Annotated in this window: 20 protein-coding genes and 2 pseudogenes; 14 read left to right on the forward strand and 8 right to left on the reverse strand. The window is 69.4% G+C overall.

What is annotated here, in order from left to right; genetic code table 11:
• The gene (locus AB0I98_RS26625) at nucleotides 1-813 is read right to left on the reverse strand and encodes a class I SAM-dependent methyltransferase (RefSeq protein WP_362946008.1); all 813 of its coding nucleotides are present in this window, start codon (nucleotides 811-813) and stop codon (nucleotides 1-3) included.
• A 375-nt stretch (nucleotides 814-1,188) separates the two neighbouring features.
• Here AB0I98_RS26625 and rpsA point away from each other — a divergent pair, with 375 nt between their 5' ends.
• From rpsA to AB0I98_RS26650, 5 genes and pseudogenes are all read left to right on the forward strand, one after another.
• Nucleotides 1,189-2,694 (forward strand): 30S ribosomal protein S1, encoded by a 1,506-nt coding sequence (rpsA, locus tag AB0I98_RS26630; RefSeq protein WP_362945936.1) that lies wholly within the window; start codon nucleotides 1,189-1,191, stop codon nucleotides 2,692-2,694.
• Between the two features lie 335 nt (nucleotides 2,695-3,029).
• Nucleotides 3,030-3,543: pseudogene (locus AB0I98_RS26635) on the forward strand (FAD-dependent oxidoreductase); the annotation flags it as partial.
• 225 nt (nucleotides 3,544-3,768) lie between these two features.
• Entirely contained in the window at nucleotides 3,769-4,707 is a 939-nt protein-coding gene (locus AB0I98_RS26640; protein ID WP_362945938.1) for a PAC2 family protein, read from the forward strand.
• Nucleotides 4,708-4,746: 39 nt separating this feature from the next.
• Nucleotides 4,747-5,352, forward strand: coding sequence for a dephospho-CoA kinase (gene coaE, locus AB0I98_RS26645; RefSeq protein WP_362945941.1), 606 nt, complete (start codon nucleotides 4,747-4,749; stop codon nucleotides 5,350-5,352).
• A gap of 184 nt (nucleotides 5,353-5,536) precedes the next feature.
• The gene (locus AB0I98_RS26650; RefSeq protein ID WP_362945943.1) at nucleotides 5,537-5,917 is read left to right on the forward strand and encodes a tetratricopeptide repeat protein; all 381 of its coding nucleotides are present in this window, start codon (nucleotides 5,537-5,539) and stop codon (nucleotides 5,915-5,917) included.
• 15 nt (nucleotides 5,918-5,932) lie between these two features.
• Here AB0I98_RS26650 and AB0I98_RS26655 read toward each other — a convergent pair whose 3' ends face one another.
• Nucleotides 5,933-6,241 (reverse strand): DUF6343 family protein, encoded by a 309-nt coding sequence (locus AB0I98_RS26655; protein WP_362945946.1) that lies wholly within the window; start codon nucleotides 6,239-6,241, stop codon nucleotides 5,933-5,935.
• A gap of 90 nt (nucleotides 6,242-6,331) precedes the next feature.
• On the opposite strand from AB0I98_RS26655, the gene AB0I98_RS26660 reads away from it, so the two are divergent.
• From AB0I98_RS26660 to AB0I98_RS26670, 3 genes are all read left to right on the forward strand, one after another.
• On the forward strand, nucleotides 6,332-7,243 hold the full coding sequence (locus AB0I98_RS26660) for an acyltransferase domain-containing protein (protein ID WP_362945949.1): 912 nt from the start codon (nucleotides 6,332-6,334) through the stop codon (nucleotides 7,241-7,243).
• A gap of 91 nt (nucleotides 7,244-7,334) precedes the next feature.
• Complete coding sequence (locus AB0I98_RS26665) at nucleotides 7,335-8,021, forward strand: methyltransferase domain-containing protein (protein ID WP_362945952.1); 687 nt, start codon at nucleotides 7,335-7,337, stop codon at nucleotides 8,019-8,021.
• 104 nt (nucleotides 8,022-8,125) lie between these two features.
• The gene (locus AB0I98_RS26670; RefSeq protein ID WP_362945954.1) at nucleotides 8,126-8,602 is read left to right on the forward strand and encodes a DoxX family protein; all 477 of its coding nucleotides are present in this window, start codon (nucleotides 8,126-8,128) and stop codon (nucleotides 8,600-8,602) included.
• Between the two features lie 141 nt (nucleotides 8,603-8,743).
• Here the strand turns inward: AB0I98_RS26670 and AB0I98_RS26675 are convergent, their stop codons facing one another.
• On the reverse strand, nucleotides 8,744-9,403 hold the full coding sequence (locus AB0I98_RS26675) for an RNA-binding S4 domain-containing protein (RefSeq protein WP_362945957.1): 660 nt from the start codon (nucleotides 9,401-9,403) through the stop codon (nucleotides 8,744-8,746).
• A 108-nt stretch (nucleotides 9,404-9,511) separates the two neighbouring features.
• Here AB0I98_RS26675 and AB0I98_RS26680 point away from each other — a divergent pair, with 108 nt between their 5' ends.
• Nucleotides 9,512-10,207: a uracil-DNA glycosylase gene (locus tag AB0I98_RS26680; RefSeq protein WP_362945960.1), complete on the forward strand. Its 696-nt coding sequence runs from the start codon at nucleotides 9,512-9,514 to the stop codon at nucleotides 10,205-10,207.
• A 37-nt stretch (nucleotides 10,208-10,244) separates the two neighbouring features.
• Nucleotides 10,245-11,109, forward strand: a pseudogene (locus AB0I98_RS26685) (alpha/beta fold hydrolase).
• Here AB0I98_RS26685 and AB0I98_RS26690 read toward each other — a convergent pair.
• Nucleotides 11,106-11,771, reverse strand: a complete 666-nt coding sequence (locus AB0I98_RS26690; protein ID WP_362945962.1) for a GntR family transcriptional regulator — start codon at nucleotides 11,769-11,771, stop codon at nucleotides 11,106-11,108. The pseudogene AB0I98_RS26685 and the gene AB0I98_RS26690 sit on opposite strands and share 4 nt — an antisense overlap.
• Before the next feature lie 194 nt (nucleotides 11,772-11,965).
• Here AB0I98_RS26690 and AB0I98_RS26695 point away from each other — a divergent pair, with 194 nt between their 5' ends.
• A complete protein-coding gene (locus AB0I98_RS26695; protein ID WP_362945964.1) occupies nucleotides 11,966-13,444 on the forward strand; it encodes an NCS1 family nucleobase:cation symporter-1 in 1,479 nt (492 codons plus the stop codon).
• A gap of 5 nt (nucleotides 13,445-13,449) precedes the next feature.
• The gene (locus AB0I98_RS26700; RefSeq protein WP_362945967.1) at nucleotides 13,450-14,169 is read left to right on the forward strand and encodes an aspartate/glutamate racemase family protein; all 720 of its coding nucleotides are present in this window, start codon (nucleotides 13,450-13,452) and stop codon (nucleotides 14,167-14,169) included.
• Between the two features lie 128 nt (nucleotides 14,170-14,297).
• On the opposite strand, the gene AB0I98_RS26705 is transcribed toward AB0I98_RS26700, so the two are convergent.
• From AB0I98_RS26705 to AB0I98_RS26720, 4 genes are all read right to left on the reverse strand, one after another.
• Nucleotides 14,298-14,804 (reverse strand): GNAT family N-acetyltransferase, encoded by a 507-nt coding sequence (locus AB0I98_RS26705; protein WP_362945969.1) that lies wholly within the window; start codon nucleotides 14,802-14,804, stop codon nucleotides 14,298-14,300.
• Complete coding sequence (locus AB0I98_RS26710) at nucleotides 14,801-15,220, reverse strand: RidA family protein (RefSeq protein ID WP_362945972.1); 420 nt, start codon at nucleotides 15,218-15,220, stop codon at nucleotides 14,801-14,803. The genes AB0I98_RS26705 and AB0I98_RS26710 overlap by 4 nt, the downstream gene beginning before the upstream one ends.
• Nucleotides 15,221-15,268: 48 nt before the next feature.
• Complete coding sequence (locus AB0I98_RS26715; RefSeq protein ID WP_362945974.1) at nucleotides 15,269-16,282, reverse strand: GNAT family N-acetyltransferase; 1,014 nt, start codon at nucleotides 16,280-16,282, stop codon at nucleotides 15,269-15,271.
• A 65-nt stretch (nucleotides 16,283-16,347) separates the two neighbouring features.
• A complete protein-coding gene (locus tag AB0I98_RS26720; RefSeq protein WP_362945976.1) occupies nucleotides 16,348-17,055 on the reverse strand; it encodes a hypothetical protein in 708 nt (235 codons plus the stop codon).
• Between the two features lie 230 nt (nucleotides 17,056-17,285).
• On the opposite strand from AB0I98_RS26720, the gene AB0I98_RS26725 reads away from it, so the two are divergent.
• Together AB0I98_RS26725 and AB0I98_RS26730 are read left to right on the forward strand one after the other, a co-directional pair.
• Nucleotides 17,286-18,074, forward strand: a complete 789-nt coding sequence (locus tag AB0I98_RS26725) for a nucleotidyltransferase domain-containing protein (RefSeq protein WP_362945979.1) — start codon at nucleotides 17,286-17,288, stop codon at nucleotides 18,072-18,074.
• Nucleotides 18,075-18,096: 22 nt separating this feature from the next.
• Nucleotides 18,097-20,610 (forward strand): DUF262 domain-containing protein, encoded by a 2,514-nt coding sequence (locus tag AB0I98_RS26730; RefSeq protein ID WP_362945981.1) that lies wholly within the window; start codon nucleotides 18,097-18,099, stop codon nucleotides 20,608-20,610.
• The last annotated feature ends 5 nt before the right edge of the window (nucleotides 20,611-20,615 follow it).

Genomic DNA, 20,615 nt, shown 5'->3' on the forward strand with positions numbered 1-20,615 from the left:
TCAGTCTCGTACGCACACGAAGATCGCCGTCCCCGGGATCAGGTTCCCGCGCAACGGCGACCAGCCGCCCCACTCCGAGGTGTTCCATTCCGGCCACTCCGGCTCGACCAGATCCACCAGCCGCAGGCCCGACGCGACGACGTCCCGGACGCGGTCGCCGAGGGTCCGGTGGTGTTCGACGTACACCGCGCGGCCGTCGTCGTCCTGCTCGACGTACGGAGTGCGGTCGAAGTAGGAGGACGAGACGCTCAGCCCCTCGGGGCCGGGCTCGTCCGGGAAGGCCCAGCGGATCGGGTGCGTGACGGAGAAGACGAAACGGCCCCCGGGACGCAGTACCCGGCGGACCTCCCGCAGGACAAGGACCGGGTCGGCGACGAACGGCATCGCCCCGTACGCCGAGCAGGCCAGGTCGAAGGAGGCGTCGGCGAAGGGCAGGGCGCCCGCGTCCGCCTGCACCAGCGGGAACGCGGTACCGATGCGCAGCGCGTGCTGGAGCTGGCGGTGGGAGAGGTCCAGGGCCACCGGGCGGGCTCCCTGGGCGGCCAGCCAGCGCGCGCACTGGGCCGCGCCGGCGCCGATCTCCAGGACGTCCTTGCCCTTCAGCTCCTCCGGCGGGCCGAGCAGCTCCGCCTCCACCTCGTCGAGGCCTTCGGGGCACCACACGAATCGGTCGTCCCCGAGAAACGTGCCGTGCTCGGTCTGATATTCGTCCGCGTTCCGGTCCCACCAGCCCCGGTTTGCCCGGGCGCTCTCCGTGGCTGAGGCGTCACGTCGGGTGGCTTCCGGCTCGAACGCTTCGGGCTCTTGGATGATCGGCTCCCTCGTATTAGTCTGCGGGCTCTTCCGTCCAACCCCGTCGCGGTGGTGTCACGCGAGGGGTGCCTTGGGCCATGCGTGGCCTCAAGGGACACGTATTGTGCCGGGATTGCGGCGATCCGCCCCGGGTGTGCGCCTTCGCGCATTGACCCTGTCCGGCTGCCCCCGTATGCTACAAGTTGCGCTGCGGGCCTGCGCTCCTCAGACGTAGCAGGCTGCGCTCGCATCTGTTGTATGTCCCCTCGGTTGTCGAGGCGCCACCAGTGTTTTTCGGTGGCGCTTCCTAGGCTGTCCGGCTTCTGCAGAGCGAAACGGGCTCCCGGCGTAAGCAGTACCTACGACTTCAATGTCCGTACCGGAGCCCTTTCCCACATGACGAGCAGCACCGAGACCACCGCCACCACCCCGCAGGTTGCGGTCAACGACATCGGTAACGAGGAAGCCTTCCTCGCCGCGATCGACGAGACGATCAAGTACTTCAACGACGGCGACATCGTCGACGGCGTCATCGTGAAGGTCGACCGGGACGAGGTCCTGCTCGACATCGGTTACAAGACCGAAGGCGTTATCCCGAGCCGCGAGCTCTCCATCAAGCATGACGTCGACCCCAATGAGGTCGTCGCCGTGGGCGATGAGATCGAGGCCCTTGTTCTCCAGAAGGAGGACAAGGAAGGCCGTCTGATCCTGTCCAAGAAGCGCGCTCAGTACGAGCGTGCCTGGGGCACGATCGAGAAGATCAAGGAAGAAGACGGCATCGTCACCGGTACCGTCATCGAGGTCGTCAAGGGTGGACTCATCCTCGACATCGGCCTCCGTGGCTTCCTGCCGGCTTCCCTCGTCGAGATGCGCCGAGTTCGCGACCTCCAGCCGTACGTGGGCAAGGAGCTCGAGGCCAAGATCATCGAGCTGGACAAGAACCGCAACAACGTGGTCCTGTCCCGCCGTGCCTGGCTGGAGCAGACCCAGTCCGAGGTCCGCCAGACGTTCCTCACGACCCTCCAGAAGGGGCAGGTCCGCTCCGGCGTGGTCTCCTCGATCGTCAACTTCGGTGCCTTCGTGGACCTGGGTGGCGTCGACGGTCTGGTCCACGTCTCCGAGCTGTCCTGGAAGCACATCGACCACCCCTCCGAGGTTGTCGAGGTCGGCCAGGAAGTCACCGTCGAGGTTCTCGACGTCGACATGGACCGCGAGCGTGTCTCCCTGTCGCTGAAGGCGACCCAGGAAGACCCGTGGCAGCAGTTCGCCCGCACCCACCAGATCGGCCAGGTCGTGCCCGGCAAGGTCACGAAGCTGGTTCCGTTCGGTGCGTTCGTCCGCGTGGACGAGGGCATCGAGGGTCTGGTCCACATCTCCGAGCTGGCCGAGCGCCACGTGGAGATCCCGGAGCAGGTCGTCCAGGTCAACGACGAGATCTTCGTCAAGGTCATCGACATCGACCTCGAGCGCCGTCGCATCAGCCTCTCGCTGAAGCAGGCCAACGAGTCCTTCGGTGCCGACCCGGCCTCCGTCGAGTTCGACCCGACGCTGTACGGCATGGCCGCGTCGTACGACGACCAGGGCAACTACATCTACCCCGAGGGCTTCGACCCCGAGACCAACGACTGGCTCGAGGGCTACGAGAAGCAGCGCGAGGAGTGGGAGCGCCAGTACGCCGAGGCGCAGCAGCGCTTCGAGCAGCACCAGCAGCAGGTCATCAAGTCCCGCGAGGCCGACGCCGCTGCCGCGGCCGAGGGCGGCGACACGGCGGGTGCGGCTCCGGCCGCGTCCGGTGGTGGCGGCGGTTCGTACTCCTCCGAGGGCCCGGACAACTCCGGTGCGCTGGCCTCGGACGAGGCGCTGGCCGCGCTGCGGGAGAAGCTGGCGGGTGGACAGAGCTGAACGCTGAACGCTGGCCCGCTGAGGCATAGCGGTTAGTTTGAGGGGCCGTACCTTTCGGGGTGCGGTCCCTCAGTGTTTTTGGCTGCGGGCCGGTGGGGGCTGGTCGCGCAGTTCCCCGCGCCCCTAAGGCATCGTCGCCACCTTTGTAGAAACGTGCGGGATACACGAGTAACTGATGGGCCGTAACCGGTCGTTGGGAGGCTTCCCCGGTCATTCATGATCGGACAAGGGGTGCCGGTACATGGCACAGATTCAGCGCGCCTCCGGAACCAGTCGTTTCGCGCTGTCCTTCGCAACGTCGGCCTCACCAGCGGTGCCGGCACAATGCTCGCCACCATGGGCAGACCGCGCGCTTCGGGGACGGCGAGCACATGAACGCCGGGCCCGCGCGTATTCCGCAGTGGATGGTCACCCTCGACTACTGCCGTGAACTCGGCGTTCCCCTTGAGGTGTTCACCAACGTCAACGCCGATGTCTACGGCTATGTCTCGGAGTTGCTCGCCAAGGCCACCAACAAGGGTGCTCTCGACAAGGAGTTGACGGCCACCGACCAGGAACGGCTGATCGAGTTCCTGGAGGACTGGGACGAACTCGGCGACAAGCTGACGTACGAGGGCGGCGAGGGTGCGTACGGGGGCGGTCGTTTCGAAGATTACCGACACGGGCGGCGGGGTGTCCGTCGCGTATGCGCAGGGCGGGCGTACGAAGGTCGTCGAGGCCGACTTCTGCATCGCCGCGCTGCCGCCCAACATCCTCGCCAAGGTGCCGCACAACCTGGGCTCAGGGGTGCAGTCCGCGCTGAAGGTGATCACGCCGTCGTCGGCGGCGAAGATCGGGCTGGAGTACAAGTGCCCGCACCGACGCCTGGCAGCACGCGCGTTCACCTCCGCCCGGAAAGCCGTAACAGCCCTCCACGCGCGCGTGCTGGCCTCGTGAACCACTGGGGCGGCGCTCGACCGCGGCCGGCAGTGCCGCATGAAAACGCGATGAGAGAGGCCTGATCAGGGACACGGGTGGGAATGCCCGTGTCCTGGGCTGTGTTGTGCAGTACGAACACGAGGAGGAGCGGTCACAGTGCTTGATCCGCAGGGTTTGTACGCATGGGAGCCGAAGGGCCTGGCCGTCGTCGACATGGCGCTGGCACAGGAGTCGGCCGGCCTTGTCATGCTCTACCACTTCGACGGGTACATCGACGCGGGCGAAACCGGCGACCAGATCGTCGACCGGCTCCTCGACTCGCTGCCCCACCAGGTCGTCGCCCGCTTCGACCACGACCGGCTCGTGGACTACCGCGCCCGCCGGCCGCTGCTGACCTTCCAGCGCGACCGGTGGACCGACTACGAGGTGCCGGGCATCGAGGTGCGGCTCGTCCAGGACGCGACGGGCGCGCCCTTCCTGCTGCTGTCCGGTCCCGAGCCGGACGTGGAGTGGGAGCGCTTCGCCGCGGCCGTGCAGCAGATCGTGAAGCGCCTCGGCGTGCGACTGGCCGTGAACTTCCACGGCATCCCCATGGGCGTCCCGCACACCCGCCCCGTCGGCCTCACCCCGCACGGCAGCCGCACCGACCTGGTCCCCGGTCACACCAGCCCGTTCGAGGAGGCACAGGTACCGGGCAGCGCCGAGGCGCTGCTGGAGTACCGCCTCATGGAAGCCGGACACGAGGTCCTGGGCGTCGCGGCGCACGTGCCGCACTACATCGCGCGTTCCCCGTACCCGGACGCCGCGCTGACCGTCCTGGAGGCCATCACGGGAGCGACCGGACTGGTTCTCCCGAGCATCGCCCACTCCCTGCGCACGGACGCCTACCGCACGCAGACAGAGATCGACCGGCAGATCCAGGAGGGCGACGAGGAACTGGTCGCTCTCGTCCAGGGCCTGGAGCACCAGTACGACGCCGCCGCGGGTGCCGAGACGCGGGGCAACATGCTCGCCGAACCCATGGACATTCCGTCGGCGGACGAGATCGGGCAGGAGTTCGAGCGCTTCCTGGCGGAGCGGGAGGGCGACACCTGACCGGGTGCCCTGTCAGTGGCAGGCCCTAAGCTGCCGGTCATGCTGAAAGTGGGCCTGACCGGTGGCATCGGCGCCGGCAAGAGCGAGGTGTCACGGCTGCTCGTGGAGCAGGGTGCCGTCCTCATCGACGCGGACCGTATCGCGCGCGAGGTCGTCGCGCCGGGAACTCCCGGGCTCGCGGCGGTCGTCGAGGCCTTCGGCACGGAGGTGCTCGCCGCGGACGGCAGCCTGGACCGGCCCAAGCTGGGCTCCATCGTCTTCGCCGACCCCGACAAGCTGGCCGTGCTGAACGGCATCGTGCACCCCCTGGTGGGCGCGCGCTCCCGTGAACTGGAAAGCGCCACCGCCGAGGACGCCGTGGTCGTCCACGACGTCCCGCTCCTCGCGGAGAACGGCCTCGCGCCGCTGTACGACGTCGTGGTCGTCGTCGACGCGAGCCCCGAGACCCAGCTCGACCGGCTGGTCCGGCTGCGCGGCATGACGGAGCAGGACGCACGCGCGCGTATGGCCGCGCAGGCCACCCGGGAGAAGCGCCTGGAGATCGCGGACATCGTCATCGACAACGACGTACCGTTGGAGGAGCTTCAGGCACGCGTGCGCGAGGTCTGGGCGGATCTCGTCGGACGGGCGCAGGCGTCGCGGTAGCCGCCCGATGGGGGGCGGGGGCCGCCGTAGAGGGCACGTGCCCGCTGCTCGACCGCGGGTGACCTGACGGGGCCTGCGCAGGACGTTTCGGCGAACGTCGCGACAGGGCGGCGCTCGATGACGACCACGGAATCGCGGCCCTGTTGCGGGCGTTGAACCCGTTGAGTGAGGGAAGGACTGTGCCGTGCCCGAGACCAGCGGATCGACCGGACGTACTCCGGAGACCCATGTCATCGACTTCCGTGCCGCCGAGCACCTGCTCGCCGCACGGGACCCGCGGGGCGCGGTGAAACTGCTCGACCCGGTGATCGCGGCGCACCCGGAGAACACCGCCGCACGGCTGCTCCGCGCGCGTGCCTTCTTCGCGGCCGCGCAACTGCGACCTGCCGAGTTGGAGTTCACCATCGTCCTGGAGCGCGAACCGGACACCGCGTTCGCGCACTTCGCCCTCGCCCGCACCTATGAGCGGCAGGCGCGGCACGACGAGGCCAAGCGCCACTTCCGGCTCGCGGCCGCCCTGGACCCGAACCCGGAGTACATCAAGGCGGCACGCTTCGACGGGTGAGCGTCCGGTGGCCGGTCATCGGGGCTGTCGGCCGGGCGGGCGCCGCTGGTGCGGCCGGGGCGGGTGCTGCTGGTCCGGCGGTCGGTACGGCGGAATGTCGCGGCCCGGCTGGTAGTGCGGGCCCTGTCGGATGTGCCGGAGGATCAGCGCCATGTCGACGGTGATCACCAGCCACAGCACCCCGCAGGCGATCGCCCACCCGGGGCGTCCGGCGAGCGCGAAAGCGACCGTGCCGAAGACCGCCCAGACCAGACCCCACACGCTCAGCCAGAAGCGCGCCCGCAGTGCACTGCGCGCGGTCGCCGGTTCACTGCCCGTACGCATCGGGATCACTACTCCTGTCTGCAACGTACTCCTCGGTACGGACGTTCACCAAAGAGCTCATCAGCTGCCCGAGGAGGGGGAGACCACACCGTGCTGCCGGACACCGACGCGTTGCCCGAGATCCTGCTCGACCTTGCGGTACCCCACGAGGACATCAACGAACTGGTCCGGCTGCGGCGGACCCTGACCGCCGACGCCGGGGCGATGCGGCTCCTGGAGGAGTGCGCCGAGGCACTGGTGCGCGACATCGGGGAGATCCTCGAGTACGGCGAGGGGCTACAGCTGGGCCAGCGGGTCGCCGAGGCGCCCGCGGTGCTGGGCCGCCACTTCGCCGCGTACGTGCTCGTCGCGGCGCTTCCGCACACGCGCGCGTACCACCGCGCACGCGGTATCCCCGCCGACGTCTCCCGGCGCACCCTCGCCGACCTCGGGCGGAACATGGCCATCCACCGCAGACGGCACGGCAGGGGAGGCGTGCAGTCCCCGCAGTGGCTCACCCTTCATTTCCGGGGCGAGCTGTACCAGTTGGGACGGCTCCAGTTCCAACGGGGGCGGCTCTGGCGGCGCGCGGCGTCGGAGCTCGCGTCCGCAGGGATGGACGCGACCGCCGGCATGCCCTGTCTGGACATCCATATCCCCGAGTTCCTCGGCCCGCTGTCCCCGGACGCCTGTGACCGCTCGGTGGCGCTGGCCCGCGAGTTCTTCGCGGAGTACTACCCGGAGGAGGAGTACCGGGCGGCGATGTGCCACTCCTGGCTGCTCGACCCGCAGTTGAAGCAATACCTGACCGCCGACTCCAACATCGTCCGGTTCCAGGAGCGGTTCCGGATCGCTCGTCAGGACACCGAGCCCGCCGACACCGAGCCGGTCCAGTTCGTGTTCGGGAACCCGGAGTTGCCGGTGGAGGGGCTGCCGCGGCGGACGTCGGTGGAGCGGGCGGTCGGGGACCATCTGCGGGCGGGAGGGCACTGGTACATCGGCCACGGATGGTTTCCGCTGTAGCCGGGGATCCGCTCTAGCTCGTACGGGTGAATCCGTTCGGTGCGGGAACGGGCGTGCGGATGTGGGCCGTTGGGCGGGCATGGAGCTGAAAATGCGTGAGGGATACGAGGGAACCGGACCCGGTGCGATCACTCCCGACGGCTGCGCGGTCGAGCTGTACTCGCGGCTGCCGGTGGGCGACGAGCCGGACATCATCGCCGCGGCCGTGCCGGCGGGCGCGCACATCCTGGAGCTGGGCTGCGGCGTCGGGCGAATGACCCACCCGCTGCTGGAACGCGGCTTCACGGTCACGGCGGTGGACGAATCCGCGGAGATGCTCGAACGCGTCCGCGGGGCACGCACGATATGCGGCGCGATCGAGGATCTCGACCTCGGCGAGAGATTCGACGTGGTGCTGCTCGCGTCGTTCCTGGTGCACTCCGGTGACGTCGAGGTGCGGCGAGGGATGCTGCGGACCTGCGTACGTCATCTCGCCGACGGTGGCTGTGTGTTGATCCAGCGGGAGGGAGAGGACTACCACACGGGCCTGCCGCGCGAGCGCGTCGATCCCAGCGGCTTCACGGTCCGGATCGCGTCCTCGGAGCCGGTCGGCGACGGGATGAACTCGGTGCGCGCGGAGTATGAGTTCCCGGACGCGGTCTGGACGCAGACGTTCCTGGCACGGCCGCTGACGAAGGAGCAGTTCGAGGAGGCGTTGGCGGAAGCGGGGCTGAGAGTGGACAAGTACCTGACGGACGAGCGGATATGGGTGCGGGCGGTTCCCGCCGCCGGGGGGTGAGCCGAGGCGACTGAGAACGGGTCGCCGGACAGCGATGAGTTCTGGAGCGGGTCCCGGTCTACCTCTGTGACAGCAACACGGACCGCTGCACACAGGAGACCCCGATGTCCGAGACCACCGCTTCCGTCAGCACCGCCGCTTCCGCCTCGTCCCGCCCTGTCGTCATCGCCGAGTCCGCGACCGCCCGTGGCCGGCGTGCCCGCATCGCCCTGCGCGGCCTGCAGGTGCTGCTCGCCCTCTTCTACGTGATCGCGAGCGCGCTGCCCAAGCTGATCGCGCACCCCACCGCCGCCGAGGGCTTCGCCGAGATGGGCTGGGGCAACACGGGGATGTACATCATCGGCGCCCTCGAACTGGCCGGAGGCATAGCGCTGTTGATTCCGGTGGTGCAGTCGGTGGCGGCGATGGCGCTGAGCGGTCTGATGGTGGGCGCGTTCGTCGTCACCCTCACGTACTTCAACGGGGAGAACGCAGCGACCCCGCTGATCCTCATCGTGCCGCTCGCGCTCATCGCCTGGGCCCGGCGAGGGCACAACGCGGAGCTTCTGCGGCTGGTGCGGCTGGAGCGACGACGGGCGTGAGGGAGAGGCGGCGGGGGAGGCCGCTGCTGTGAGGCCGGTGCCTTGTCCTTGTGGTGCAAGGGGCACCGGCCTTCGGGTGGCTTTCTGCGGGGTCTGCTCCAGCGGTGGTCCCGCAGCGGCGGGCGAGGCCGGGAGCTGCGATCAGCGGCCTTCGGATCGGCCTCCCGTGGGGCGGCCTCCTGTGGGGCGGTCGCCCGTGGCGCGGCCGCTCAGTCCGCGCAGCGCCCGCAGGCGTTCCAGCTCGCGGCGGTCTCGCTTGGTCGGGCGGCCCGTGCCGCGGTCGCGGATGCCGGCGGGGGCGACGGCCTCGCGGGGCGGGGGCGGCGGGCTGTTGTCGACGTAGCACTGGACGGCTACGGGGGCGCCGACCCGCTTCCGGATCACGCGCTTGACGATGACGATCCGCTCCCGGCCTTCGTGGCGCAGGCGGACCTCGTCGCCGACGCGGACGGAATGGGCGGGCTTGACGCGCTCGCCGTTCACCCGCACGTGGCCGCCCTTGCAGGCGGCGGCGCCCATCGAGCGGGTCTTGACCAGGCGTACGGACCAGATCCAGCTGTCGATGCGGACGGTCTCGCCATTCTGCGGGCGGGCGGCTTCGGCGGCGGCGTTCGCGGCGGCGGTCTTGGCATCGGCCGGGACGGCGGTGGCGGGTGTGGCCGGTGCGGCGGGTGTGGGGGCGTCGACGGTGGAGGGGCCCTTGTGCCCCTCATGCCCCTTGCGCCCCGGTCCCTGAGGCGTGCCCCTGTCGCCGTTCGCCCAGCCGTTCGTCTCGTCGTAGTCCATAGCCTTCGAAGCCATGTCTCGACCTTAGTCCTCCGCGTCGGATGAATCGGCTGGGATTTCCCAGGGGCGAAGCCAGCGGCCGTGGACCGGGAGGGAGCCCGGGCCTGGAGCTACCGTTGCCCTATGGACGTCCTCGACGATCTCGACCAGCGGGTCGCGGGCTGTAGGGCCTGCCCGCGGCTGGTCGCCTGGCGTGAGGAGGTGGCCCGTACCAAGCGTGCTGCCTTCGCCGACTGGACGTACTGGGGGCGGCCGGTTCCGGGGTTCGGGCCGGGGGATGCCCGGTTGCTGGTCGTGGGACTGGCGCCTGCCGCGCACGGCGGGAATCGCACGGGGCGGATGTTCACGGGTGACCGTTCCGGAGACGTGCTGTATCAGGCGCTGTACGACGTCGGGCTGGCGTCGCAGCCCAGCTCCGTGTCGGCGGACGACGGGCTCGAGCTGTACGGCGTCCGCGTCACCGCGCCCGTGCACTGCGCCCCGCCCGCGAACAAGCCCACGCCCGGCGAGCGGGACGCGTGCCGCCCCTGGCTCGTTCAGGAGCTGACGCTGCTGCGGCCGACGGTGCGGGCGGTGGTGGTGCTCGGTGCCTTCGGGTGGCAGGCCACGCTGCCCGCGCTCGCCGAGGCAGGGTGGAGCGTGCCGAGGCCGCGCCCCGTCTTCGCGCACGGGGTGAGGGTCCCGCTCGATGGAATCGACCTCTTCGGTTGCTTCCACGTCAGTCAGCGCAACACCTTCACCGGCCGGCTCACGCCCGCGATGCTGCGGGACGTACTGCGCACCGCGGCCGAGGCGGCGGGCCTGAACCGCGCGAATTGAGGCGACCTGACCGTCGTAAGGACATTAGGGTGCCCGGATGGCTCTCTACCCGGAGATCGAACCGTACGACCACGGCATGCTCGACGTCGGTGACGGCAACCGCGTGTACTGGGAGACCTGCGGCAATCCGCACGGCAAGCCCGCGCTGGTCCTGCATGGTGGTCCGGGATCGGGGTGTTCGCCGTATCCGCGGCGCCTGTTCGACCCCGCCGTGTACCGGATCGTGCTGCTCGACCAGCGGGGGTGCGGGCGTTCGACGCCGTCGGCGAGCGCGTATGAGACCGACATGAGCGTCAATACGACGGCCCATCTCATCGCCGATCTGGAGCTGCTGCGGCAGGAGTTGGGGATCGGGCGGTGGCTGGTGTGGGGCGTGTCGTGGGGGTCGGTGCTGGGACTGCGGTATGCGCAGACGCATCCCGAGGTGGTGTCGGAGCTGGTGCTGACGGGGGTGGCGACCGGGGCGAACCCCGAAGTCGCCCTGCTGACCAGGGGACTTGGGAAGATCTTTCCGGCGGCGTTCGAGCGGTTCGTCGGTGAACTGCCCGTCGACGAGAGAGACGGCAACCTCGCCGCCGCGTTCGGTGCCGCGGTACGAGGATCCGGTGTTCCGTCTGGGCTTCGCCCGCACCGTCACGCACTACTGGGGCAATGACAGCTTCCTGGGCGAGGGCAATGACCAGGGCGTCGTCCTGCGCGATGCGCACCTGCTCAAGGGCATCCCCGGGACGCTCGTCCAGGGCAGCCTGGACTTCGGCAACCTGCTCGGCATCGTGTGGCGGCTGCATCACGCCTGGCAGGGCAGCGAGTTGGTGATGATCGACGAGGTCGGTCACGATGCCGGGGCGCCGGGGGTGGCCGACGCGCTGGTGGCGGCGACGGACAAGTACGCGGCCCGCTAGGGAAGTTCGGCCTCGCCGAACAGCTGCCGTACCGTCGAGCGGTAGTTGGTGCGCACGTGGGCGAGTGCGTGAGCGCGGGCTCGCTCCGGGTCGCCGGAGGCGATCGCCTCGTACAACTCACGGTGCTCCACGAGGAGTTGGGGCCATTCCTCGTTCCGCCGGGTCATCCAGCGCAGGCGGCCGGCGACCGGTTCGAGGGCCTGCAGCAGCAGGCTGTTGTCGGCCATGGCCACGATGCGGTCGTGCAGGCGGCTGTTGATGTCGGTGATCGCCTCCGCGTCCCCGGCCTCGGTCGCGGTGGCGGCGCGCTCGAGTAGTTCCTCCACCTCGGCCAGATCCTGCGGGGTCGCGCGCGCGGCGGCCAGTCCCGCCGCGTACACCTCGAGCGCCTCGCGCAGCTCGAAGAGTTCCTTGACGTCGTTCGGGGTCAGCCGTCGGACGACCGTACGGCGTGGTGTCTCGAAGTGGACGAACCCCTCCGCGACCAGCGCGCGGATCGCCTCGCGGACCGGCACGCGGGAGACGCCGAAGCGTTCGGCGAGATCACGCTCCACGAGCCGGTCGCCCGGGCGGAGGCGGCCCGCGATGATCTCCTGTCGCAGGTTCGCCAGGACGCGCTCGCGAACCGCGCCGAGGGGTTCGATCTTCGTCACGGAGCTCATGGAGCCATCTTCGCCGACTCAGGGCGTGTTTTACGGAGCGTTAACAGCAACGACATCGGTCGGAACGGTTGACGGGAGGACTATGTCGGCAGTTTGGTATACCAAACGCGGTCCATAGTGACCGGTAATAAGCCACTGGAAACAAGCCACCGGAAAGCCTTCCTCCTCCTCCGTCCCCCGTCCATGGAGGCCCCGTGTCCCTCGCCGACCGTGCCGAAGCCACCGGCACAGCAGCGTTCGTCCCCGATCCCCGGCTCACCAACGAAGACCTCGCCCCCGCGGGCAAGCGCAACTGGAAGGTCTTCGACCTCTTCGCCATGTGGATGTCCGACGTCCACAACCTGGGCAACTACACCTTCGCCGCCGGCCTGCTCGTCCTCGGCATGAACGTCTGGCAGGTCTTCACGTCCCTGCTCGTCGGCTTCGTACTCATCTACATCGGCATGAACTGGATGGGCAGCATCGGCCAGCGTCACGGCGTGCCCTTCCCGGTCGTCAGCCGCATCAGCTTCGGCGTCTGGGGTGCGAACATCCCCGCGCTGATCAGGGCCGTGATCGCCATCATGTGGTACGGCATCCAGACCTACCTGGCCTCCGTCGCGGTCAACGTGATGCTGCTCGCCGCCTGGCCGGGCCTGGAGTCCTGGACCCACAGCTCCTTCCTCGGCCTGGACGCGCTCGGCTGGGTCTCCTTCCTGTCGCTCTGGCTGATCCAGGCGGCGATCATCAGCCAGGGCATGGAGTCGGTGCGGAAGTTCCAGGACTTCTGCGGACCGGCGATCTGGGTGGTCATGATCGCGCTGGCGGTCTGGGTCCTGGCCAAGGCCGGCTGGACCATCTCGCTCACCTCGACGCCGCACCCGGTCTCCGTCGGCGAACAGTGGCGGCAGTGGTTCGGCGCGATCGGGCTGATCCTCGCCACGTACGGCACCCTGATGCTCAACTTCTGCGACTTCTCCCGCTTCGCGCCGGACTATCGCACCGTGCGCCGCGGCAACTTCTGGGGCCTGCCGATCAACTCGACCGCCTTCGTAGTTGTGTCCGTGATCGTCACGGCCGGCTCGCTGGAGGTCTTCGGCGAGGCCATCACCGACCCGGCGGAGCTGGTCGCCAAGGTCGGCAACACCTGGGTACTGGTGCTGGCGGCCCTGACCTTCGCCATCGCCACCATGGGCGTCAACATCGTCGCCAACTTCGTCTCACCGGCGTACGACCTCGCCAACGTCTGGCCGCAGAAGATCACCTTCAAGATCGGCGGCATGATCAGCACGGTGGCGGCGCTGGTGGTGACGCCGTGGAACCTCTTCTCGAACCCGACGGTCGTCCAGTACTTCCTCGGCGGCCTGGGTGCCTTCCTGGGACCCCTCTTCGGCGTGATCATGGTCGACTACTACTGGGTCAAGCGGGGCCGGGTCGATGTCAACGAGCTGTTCGACGCCACGCCCGGCTCGCGCTACTACTACAAGAAGGGCGTCAACCCCAAGGCTCTGTGGGCGTTCCTGCCGGCGGCGGGAGTCGCGGCGGTGCTGGCGCTGGTGAAGACGTTCAGCGATGTGGCGCCGTACTCGTGGTTCATCGGCACCGCGTTGGCGGCGGGGCTCTATGTGCTGCTGTGCCGCAGCGAGCGGGCGGCCACCCCCGCATCCGTTTCCGAGAAGCGCGTGGAGGTCTGAGGAACGTGCGGATCGTCGTCACCAACTGCAACACCACGCAGGAGATGACCGCGGAGATCGTACGAGGTGCCCGGGCCGCCGCAGGCCCGGGCACCATCGTGACCGGGCTGACCCCCGCGTGGGGACCCGAGTCGGCGGAGGGCTGGCTGGACAGCTATCTCTCGGCCGCGGCCGTCATCGACCTGTTGCGGACGTATGAGGGGCCGTCGTACGACGCCGTCGTCATGGCGGGCTTCGGGGAGCACGGGCGGGAAGGCGTCCGGGAGTTGGTGGACGTACCGGTCGTCGACATCACGGAGGCGGCGGCGCATCTGGCGTGTCTGCTCGGCCGGCGGTACGGGGTGGTGACCACGCTGGAGCGGTCGTGCGGGCAGATCGAGGACAGTCTGGAGACGGCGGGCGTCGGGCGCAATTGCGCGGCCGTCGTGGGCACGGGGCTGAGCGTCCTCGACCTGGGTGACGCCGCGCGCACGGAGGCGGCGTTCCTGGCGGCGGCCGAGCGGGCGTGCGCTGCCGGGGCGGAGGTCCTGGTGCTGGGGTGTGCCGGTATGACGGGGCTGCAGCGGGCGGTGGGGGAGAAGCTGGGCATCCCCGTTGTCGACGGGGTCGGGGCGGCGGTGAAGCTGGCGGAGTCGCTGGTGGGGCTGGGGCTGATGACGAGCAGGGCGGGGAGTTATGCGAAGCCGGTGCCGAAGAGGAGGGTGTGGGGATCGCCTTCGGAGTGACGGGTGCGCGGGGGCCGTTGTCGGCGTGACCGGTGCGTGGGGCCGTCGTCGGCGTGACGGGTGCGTGGGGCCGTCGGCGGAGTGACGGGTGCGCGGGACCGTCGGCGGAGTGAAGGCCAGTGGCCGGCTCAGGGCCGCCAGGCATACCGAATATCGGGCTCCCGCTCCTCGTTGCCGCTGCCGTCGGTGCGGTGGGCCTCCGCGAAGCCGTGCCGTTCGTAGAAGCGCTGGGCGGGGTGGTTGACCTGGAAGGTCCACAGGGTGAGGCCGGTGGGGCTGAGTTCCTTGGCCAGCGTGACGAAACGGTCCCCGATGCCCTGCCCGCGCCAACCGGGCTCGAGATACAGCGCGTTCACTTCCTCACCGTCCAGGGTCATCATGCCGACGACGACACCGGCGCCCCCGCTCTCGACCATGGCCTCCGCGACCCACGTCGTGCCCCGAGGTATCACCACGTCCCGGAAGTACGCGCGTACTTCGTCGTCGGAGTGGGCCCGCCGGACGGTGGGCAGGGCGGCGCTGTAGGAGCGCAGCCAGACGTCCGCCGCCGCGGGGGCATCCGGGGCGGCGGCCCGACGGAGAACGACGGACATCATGAGCTCCCCTTCCGGTTCCGGGACGACAACGGACGTCATGAGCCCGCCTCTTCCGGCTCAGGGACGACGGCCGTCGCCGTGATCTCGACCAGCTGCCCGGTGTAGCCGAGGCAGGCGACGCCGAGGAGCGTGGACGAGTGCGGTCCCGTAGTGAGCCCCGACGCCTCGACGACGTCCCACACGGCGGACAGCACCGCGGTCTCACCGCTCACGACATACACGTCGGTCGATACGACATGGGCCAAGTCACTCCCGACCGCCCGCAGTTGCTCACGCAGGTTGGCGATCACCTGCTCGGCCTGCCGTACGGGATCTCCCTCCCCGACCAGCTTCCCCTCGGCGTCGAGCGGCACGGCCCCGGCAAGGAACGCGAGCTTCGTGCCGGCCTCGACGACGGAGGCGTGGGAGTAGGTCGGCGGAGGAAAGAGACTCGGGACGGTGACGCGCTGGATCACGGCGGCTCCTCGTGCAGTGAACGGGCAACCTGCCGATCATCCGTGCTGTCACCCGGGTAGGGCATCCGAATTTTCCCGCTCGCCGATCCGCTCCCCGAACGGCAGAACCCGGCCGTCGGCATACGGGCTCTCCACACGCCAGCCCTCCTCCCGGGCAACCTGCTCAAAGATGCCGATCTTGTAGGCAAGCCCCTCCGGCTCACCGATGTCACACGACCATGCGGCCTCGGACCACTCCTCCTCCCCTCGCACCAACGGCCAACCCCGCACCGCGAGGTGCAGCGCCAATGTCGAACGCGCATTCAGGCGTACGGCATCGCGCTCATCCCGCATACGCCGATACCGCTCGGTCTCCCGCAGACGGAGCCGCCCGCCGGCGTTCCCGGCCGCGAGGAGCGGGACCATCGCCGTGCACCCGCCATCCGTGGCCCCGCCATCCGTAGACCCTTCGCCCGGCGTTTCCGAGTCGGCGATCAGGAACGTCAACTCTCCTTCCGCCTCCGTGACTTCATACCGGGGCAGATACGAAAGCCTGGCGAACCCCAGCGCGTGCTTCCAGGACGTGACCCACAACCCCCGGCCGAGGTAGTAGTGGACGGTCCGCTGCCAGGTCCAGTGCGTGTCCAGACGGAACCCGTGCAGTCCTTCGGCGCGGCAGGCGTCGTACACCATGCCCAGGACGGCCGACGCGATTCCCCGCCGCCGGGCCACGGGATGGACGTAGAGCGAGGAGAGCCGCAACGCGCCCGCGCCGATGGGCCAGGTGTCCACGGCGACGGTTCCCACCGTGCCGCACCCGCCACCGGGTGTCCGAATCCAGTACCTCCTTCCGAAGTCCTCGTCATACGTGTACTCGCGCCCCGACGAGCGCAGTCGGACTCGTAAGCGCTTCTCGCCCGAGACCGTGAGTGAGTCCGGGTCGACGCAGGTGCCGAGTGCGCCCTCGGTGAGTGAGGCGAGATCCCAGAGACCGAACCGGCGGCCCTCGCCGAAGGTGACGGGGCGCAGCCAGGGGGAGGCCGCCAGGCGGTCGTGCACGCGGAGAGCTTGATCATCCTTCATGGGCTCGGAGGCTAGGTTCGCCGCGGCCGACGGCGCAGGCCCTGCCGGATCCTCGCCCGGAGATGTCATTCCGGCGGTGGACCCCACTCCCGTTCACGCAGCTGTCGTTCGCACTCCTGTGCAAGGTCCGGGTACGCCTCGGTGATGGCGGCGTAGACGCGTCGCCGCAGGAGATCTTCGGCTGCCGCGCGTCCGGTGCTGCCGTGCAGTCCGTTCAAGAGCTCGTCGTAGCGGGTGAGCCGATGGCGGAGGTAGTCGACCTTCCATCGGTCGAGGGCGGGAGGGTCGGCACCGTCGGCTGTGGCGGGGTCCGCACTGCGCCCCCACCTCTCGGAACTTCTCTGCCCGTCCTGGCAGTTGTGGTGATCGACCGCCATGGCCGCAAGCTTCCGCTCGGCCAGCCGCGGCACCTCGACCGGCTCCGCCGCGATCCGGGCCAGCACTTCCTGCCGACGGCGCTGGGCGGCCTCTTTCGCCGACGCGGACCGTCGCGCGGCTGCCGCCGCCACCGCCCGGAACTCCTCGCTCCGCTCAGCGGATTCCACCCGCTCGACGAGGTAGAGCCGAATCTGTGGGGCCGCCCGGAAGTGCGGATTGACCCGCAACAGATCGGGCTCACCAAGCAGTCGGCGCACCATTCCCGGCGTCCAGCCGCGGGCACGCAGCCCGGCCGCCGAGATGTGCGCACGCGTCGACCCCACGCCGCCGCCATCCTCCGCGCCGTGTTCCCGACCGCCCTCGTCCCGACCCTCGTCCCGCTCCAGCATCGTCATCGCGCACCTCCGTAGCGCTCTCGCTCGTCACGCTCTGTGACGACGAGATTCATTAGAGCGCACGCCACTGACAATCGCCCTGGACGCCGACACCGGCACGACCACGGTGCGTCGACCCCCGTCGTCGCCCCCCGCCCTACGGCAGCCGTATTCGCGTCGCGGAGGGAAGGACGATGTGCCTACCCTGCGGCTGCTGTCCGACCCCGCTCCCCACCCGATGGAGCCCCCACGTGCACGCCCTCACCGACGCCGCGTTCCTCGACACCACCGCCGACCGCCTCGCCGCCCTCCCCACCGTCCAGGCAGTCGCCCTCGGCGGCTCCCGCGCCCAGGGCACGCACCGGCCCGACAGCGACTGGGACCTGGCCGTCTACTACCGCGGCCCCTTCGACCCCGCCGACCTCCGCGCCGTCGGCTGGGAGGGCGAGGTCTCGGAGGTGGGCGGCTGGGGTGGCGGGGTGTTCAACGGGGGTGCGTGGTTGACGATCGACGGGCGGTGCGTCGATGTGCACTATCGCGATCTCGACGTCGTGGAGCACGAGTTGGCGCAGGCGCAGGAGGGGCGGTTCCGGGTGGAGCCGCTGATGTTCCATCTCGCGGGGATTCCCAGCTACTTGGTGGTGGCGGAGCTTGCCGTCAACTCCGTGCTTCGGGGTGAGTTGCCGCGGCCGGTGGCATATCCGGAGAAGCTCCGAACGGCCGCTACCGACCGCTGGCGAGGCACTGCTCAGGCCACGCTCGCCTACGCCAAGGCCAACCACGCACCCGCCGGTCGTCTCACCGAGGTCGCCGGCGCACTGGCCACCGCCGCCGTGCAGATGGGGCATTCGGTGCTGGCAGCGAAAGGGGAGTGGGTGACGAACGAGAAGCGGTTGTTGGAGCGGGCCGGTCTCCGCGAGGTCGATGCCATCGTCGCCGGCCTCGGACCCGGCTCGAACGCCCTGTCCTCGGCGGTGGCGAGCGCGGAGTCACTGTTCGCATCGGCGGCTGCAGGGCACGCCGGAACGCGGGGATCCTGACGGCCCGCCAGCCCCTACGCTGGTGACGCCAGCGACGCAGTTCCAGGTTCCGCTCTACCAGCGCACGTACAGCTGGCAACAGGACGAACTGCGGCGGCTCTGGGACGACGTACTGGAACTGGTGGAGCAGTACCTCGAAGACGGCTCCACGCCGTCGCACTTCCTCGGGTCCGTCGTCCTGGCGCCGGAGCGGGTGGTCCCGGGCGGGCTGCAGCGCTGGCTGGTGGTCGACGGCCAGCAGCGGCTCACCACGCTCATGCTCGCCTTCACCGCGCTCCGGGACAGCTACCGGGAGCGCGGCGAGCGGATGAAGGCCGATCGCATCGACGATCTCGTCCTGACGAACAAGTACAAGGACGGCCTCGATCACTACCGGTTGCTGCCGACCCAGGCGGACCGCGACGCTTTCATGGCCTGCGTCGAGGGCTCCCCGAAGGCGGGCGGCCCCGGCAACGTCGGTGCGGCCTACCGGTTCTTCCTGGGCGTGCTCACGGAAAGCGAGGTAGGCAACGAGGACGGGTGGACCGACGCGGTCGAGACGGTCCTGAACAACCTTCTGTCCATCGTCGCGATCACCGCGGAGAAGGGCGACAACGTCTACCGCATCTTCGAGTCGATCAACAACACCGGTGTCGGGCTCAGCCAGAGCGACCTGCTGCGCAACTACGTCTTCATGTGCCTGCCCAACCGGGGCGAGAACGTGTATCGGAGCCTGTGGCTGCCCATGCAGGAGCAACTCGGGCCGCAGAACCTGGAGTTGCTCGTCTGGCTCGACCTCGTGGTGTCCGGCGGCAGCAGGGCCAAGCAGACCGAGATCTACCGCGAGCAACAGCGTCGGCTGGAGCCCTTCAGCGGTGACGAGGAAGCCCTGCAGTCGGAGATCGCCGCCCTCGCGCAGCGCGCCGAGCGGCTGATGCGGATCCTCGAACCCGAGCGGGAACGCGACGCGGAACTGCGCACGACCCTGGAGAGGCTGGCCCAGTGGGGCGGCCAGACCCACTACCCTCTTGCGCTCTATCTGCTCGACAGCGTCGACAGCGGCCGGGCCACGGCAGGCGAGGCCGCCCAAGCGCTGGGGTATGCCGAGAGCTACATGGTGCGCAGGCTGCTGTGTCAGGTGTCCACGACCGGCCTCAACAGGGTCTTCATGGAGATGCCCAAGGAGTTGGAGAAGGACCGTTCCGTGGCCGAGGCCACGCTGCGCTACCTCTCCAAGCGGCGAGGCGGCGCGCGCGTCTGGCCGACCGACGACGATGTCCGTGAGGCGATCCGCACCAAGCCCTTCTACTCCGCCGGGCGCAGCCATCAGCGCTTCCAGGTGCTGCGCCGCCTGGAGGAGAGCCACGGTGCGACCGAGCCGGTCGACTTCGCGAAGGCCAAGCTCACCGTTGAGCATGTGCTGCCCCAGCGGCCGAACCAGAAGTGGTACGAGTTGCTCGCGGAAGAGGCCGACGACGGGCAGAGCGCGGAGGAGCTCCACACCCAACTGGTGCACACCCTCGGCAATCTCACTCTGTCCGCCGACAACGCCCGCCTCTCGAATCATCCGTTCCGCCGCAAGCAGGAGATCCTCGACTCGAGTGCGCTGCGCATGAACCAGTGGATCGCCGACCAGGAGCGCTGGGGCAAGGCGCAGATCCTCGCCCGCGCCGACGAACTGGCGGCGCGAGCGGTCACGGTGTGGCCGGGGCCGATCGACGGAATGCGACAGGCGGACGAGTGGCCGGGGAGGAAGGACCTGCGGGCCGCCCTGCTCGCGATGCCGGCCGGGACATGGACGACCTACGGTGACGTAGGGGCTCTCGTCGGCACGCACGCCGTGGCCGTCGGCCAGCACCTGGCCGGCAAACCCGGGATCCATGGCGCCCATCGCGTCCTCACCTCCGACGGACGTGTCTCGGAGGGGTTCCGCTGGCCGGACAACCGGGAGACAGGCGACCCGAGGGACCTGCTGATCGAGGAGGGAGTGCCGTTCGACGGCCGACGTGCTCGCAAGTCCCACCGGTTGACCGCCTCGGACCTGGCGACCCTGCTGGGGCGGGAGGCACCCGAGGAGACATCGGCGGCGCACGACGACGAACAGCAGTCCGTGGCGGCACGGTTCGAGCAACTCCTGCGGGAGAACCAGACGGAGCAGACGGCGGAGGGGGTGCTCGCCGCGCTTCGGTTCTGGGAGCGGCAGGGCGGCTATCTGACGTATGGCCGGGCCGCCGAGACGAGTTGCTTCCCCAATCTCGACACGGGAACCGCGCTCAAGTCGCGCACCTTGTGGCCGATCGCCATCTACCCGGTGACCGGCACCGTCGAGGTCTGCTTCCAGCCCTTGAAGACCAGGCCTCCCTTCGACGACGAGACGCAGCGCAGGGAACTCATGGCTCGCTTCAACGCGATCGACGGGATCGAGCTGGCGGCCAAGCTCGACCTGCGGCCGTCGTTCTCGCTGGAGGTGTTCGCCGGGCGCGGAGAGGAGATCTGCTCGGTGCTGGAGTGGTTCGTGCACGCGGTCGCCCTGGAGGCCGAACCCGTGGCGCCGTAGACGTA

Source organism: Streptomyces sp. NPDC050211 (assembly GCF_040656035.1).
GTDB lineage: Bacteria > Actinomycetota > Actinomycetes > Streptomycetales > Streptomycetaceae > Streptomyces.

Bases quoted from the DNA above. Each gene is read 5' to 3' on its own strand.
- coaE (WP_362945941.1), top strand. From the start codon at position 4,747: ATGCTGAAAGTGGGCCTGACCGGTGGCATCGGCGCCGGCAAGAGCGAG.
- AB0I98_RS26680 (WP_362945960.1), top strand. From the start codon at position 9,512: ATGGACGTCCTCGACGATCTCGACCAGCGGGTCGCGGGCTGTAGGGCC.
- AB0I98_RS26720 (WP_362945976.1), bottom strand. From the start codon at position 17,055: ATGACGATGCTGGAGCGGGACGAGGGTCGGGACGAGGGCGGTCGGGAA.
- AB0I98_RS26705 (WP_362945969.1), bottom strand. From the start codon at position 14,804: ATGACGTCCGTTGTCGTCCCGGAACCGGAAGGGGAGCTCATGATGTCC.
- rpsA (WP_362945936.1), top strand. From the start codon at position 1,189: ATGACGAGCAGCACCGAGACCACCGCCACCACCCCGCAGGTTGCGGTC.
- AB0I98_RS26690 (WP_362945962.1), bottom strand. From the start codon at position 11,771: ATGAGCTCCGTGACGAAGATCGAACCCCTCGGCGCGGTTCGCGAGCGC.
- AB0I98_RS26675 (WP_362945957.1), bottom strand. From the start codon at position 9,403: ATGGCTTCGAAGGCTATGGACTACGACGAGACGAACGGCTGGGCGAAC.
- AB0I98_RS26670 (WP_362945954.1), top strand. From the start codon at position 8,126: ATGTCCGAGACCACCGCTTCCGTCAGCACCGCCGCTTCCGCCTCGTCC.
- AB0I98_RS26715 (WP_362945974.1), bottom strand. From the start codon at position 16,282: ATGAAGGATGATCAAGCTCTCCGCGTGCACGACCGCCTGGCGGCCTCC.
- AB0I98_RS26655 (WP_362945946.1), bottom strand. From the start codon at position 6,241: ATGCGTACGGGCAGTGAACCGGCGACCGCGCGCAGTGCACTGCGGGCG.
- AB0I98_RS26665 (WP_362945952.1), top strand. From the start codon at position 7,335: ATGCGTGAGGGATACGAGGGAACCGGACCCGGTGCGATCACTCCCGAC.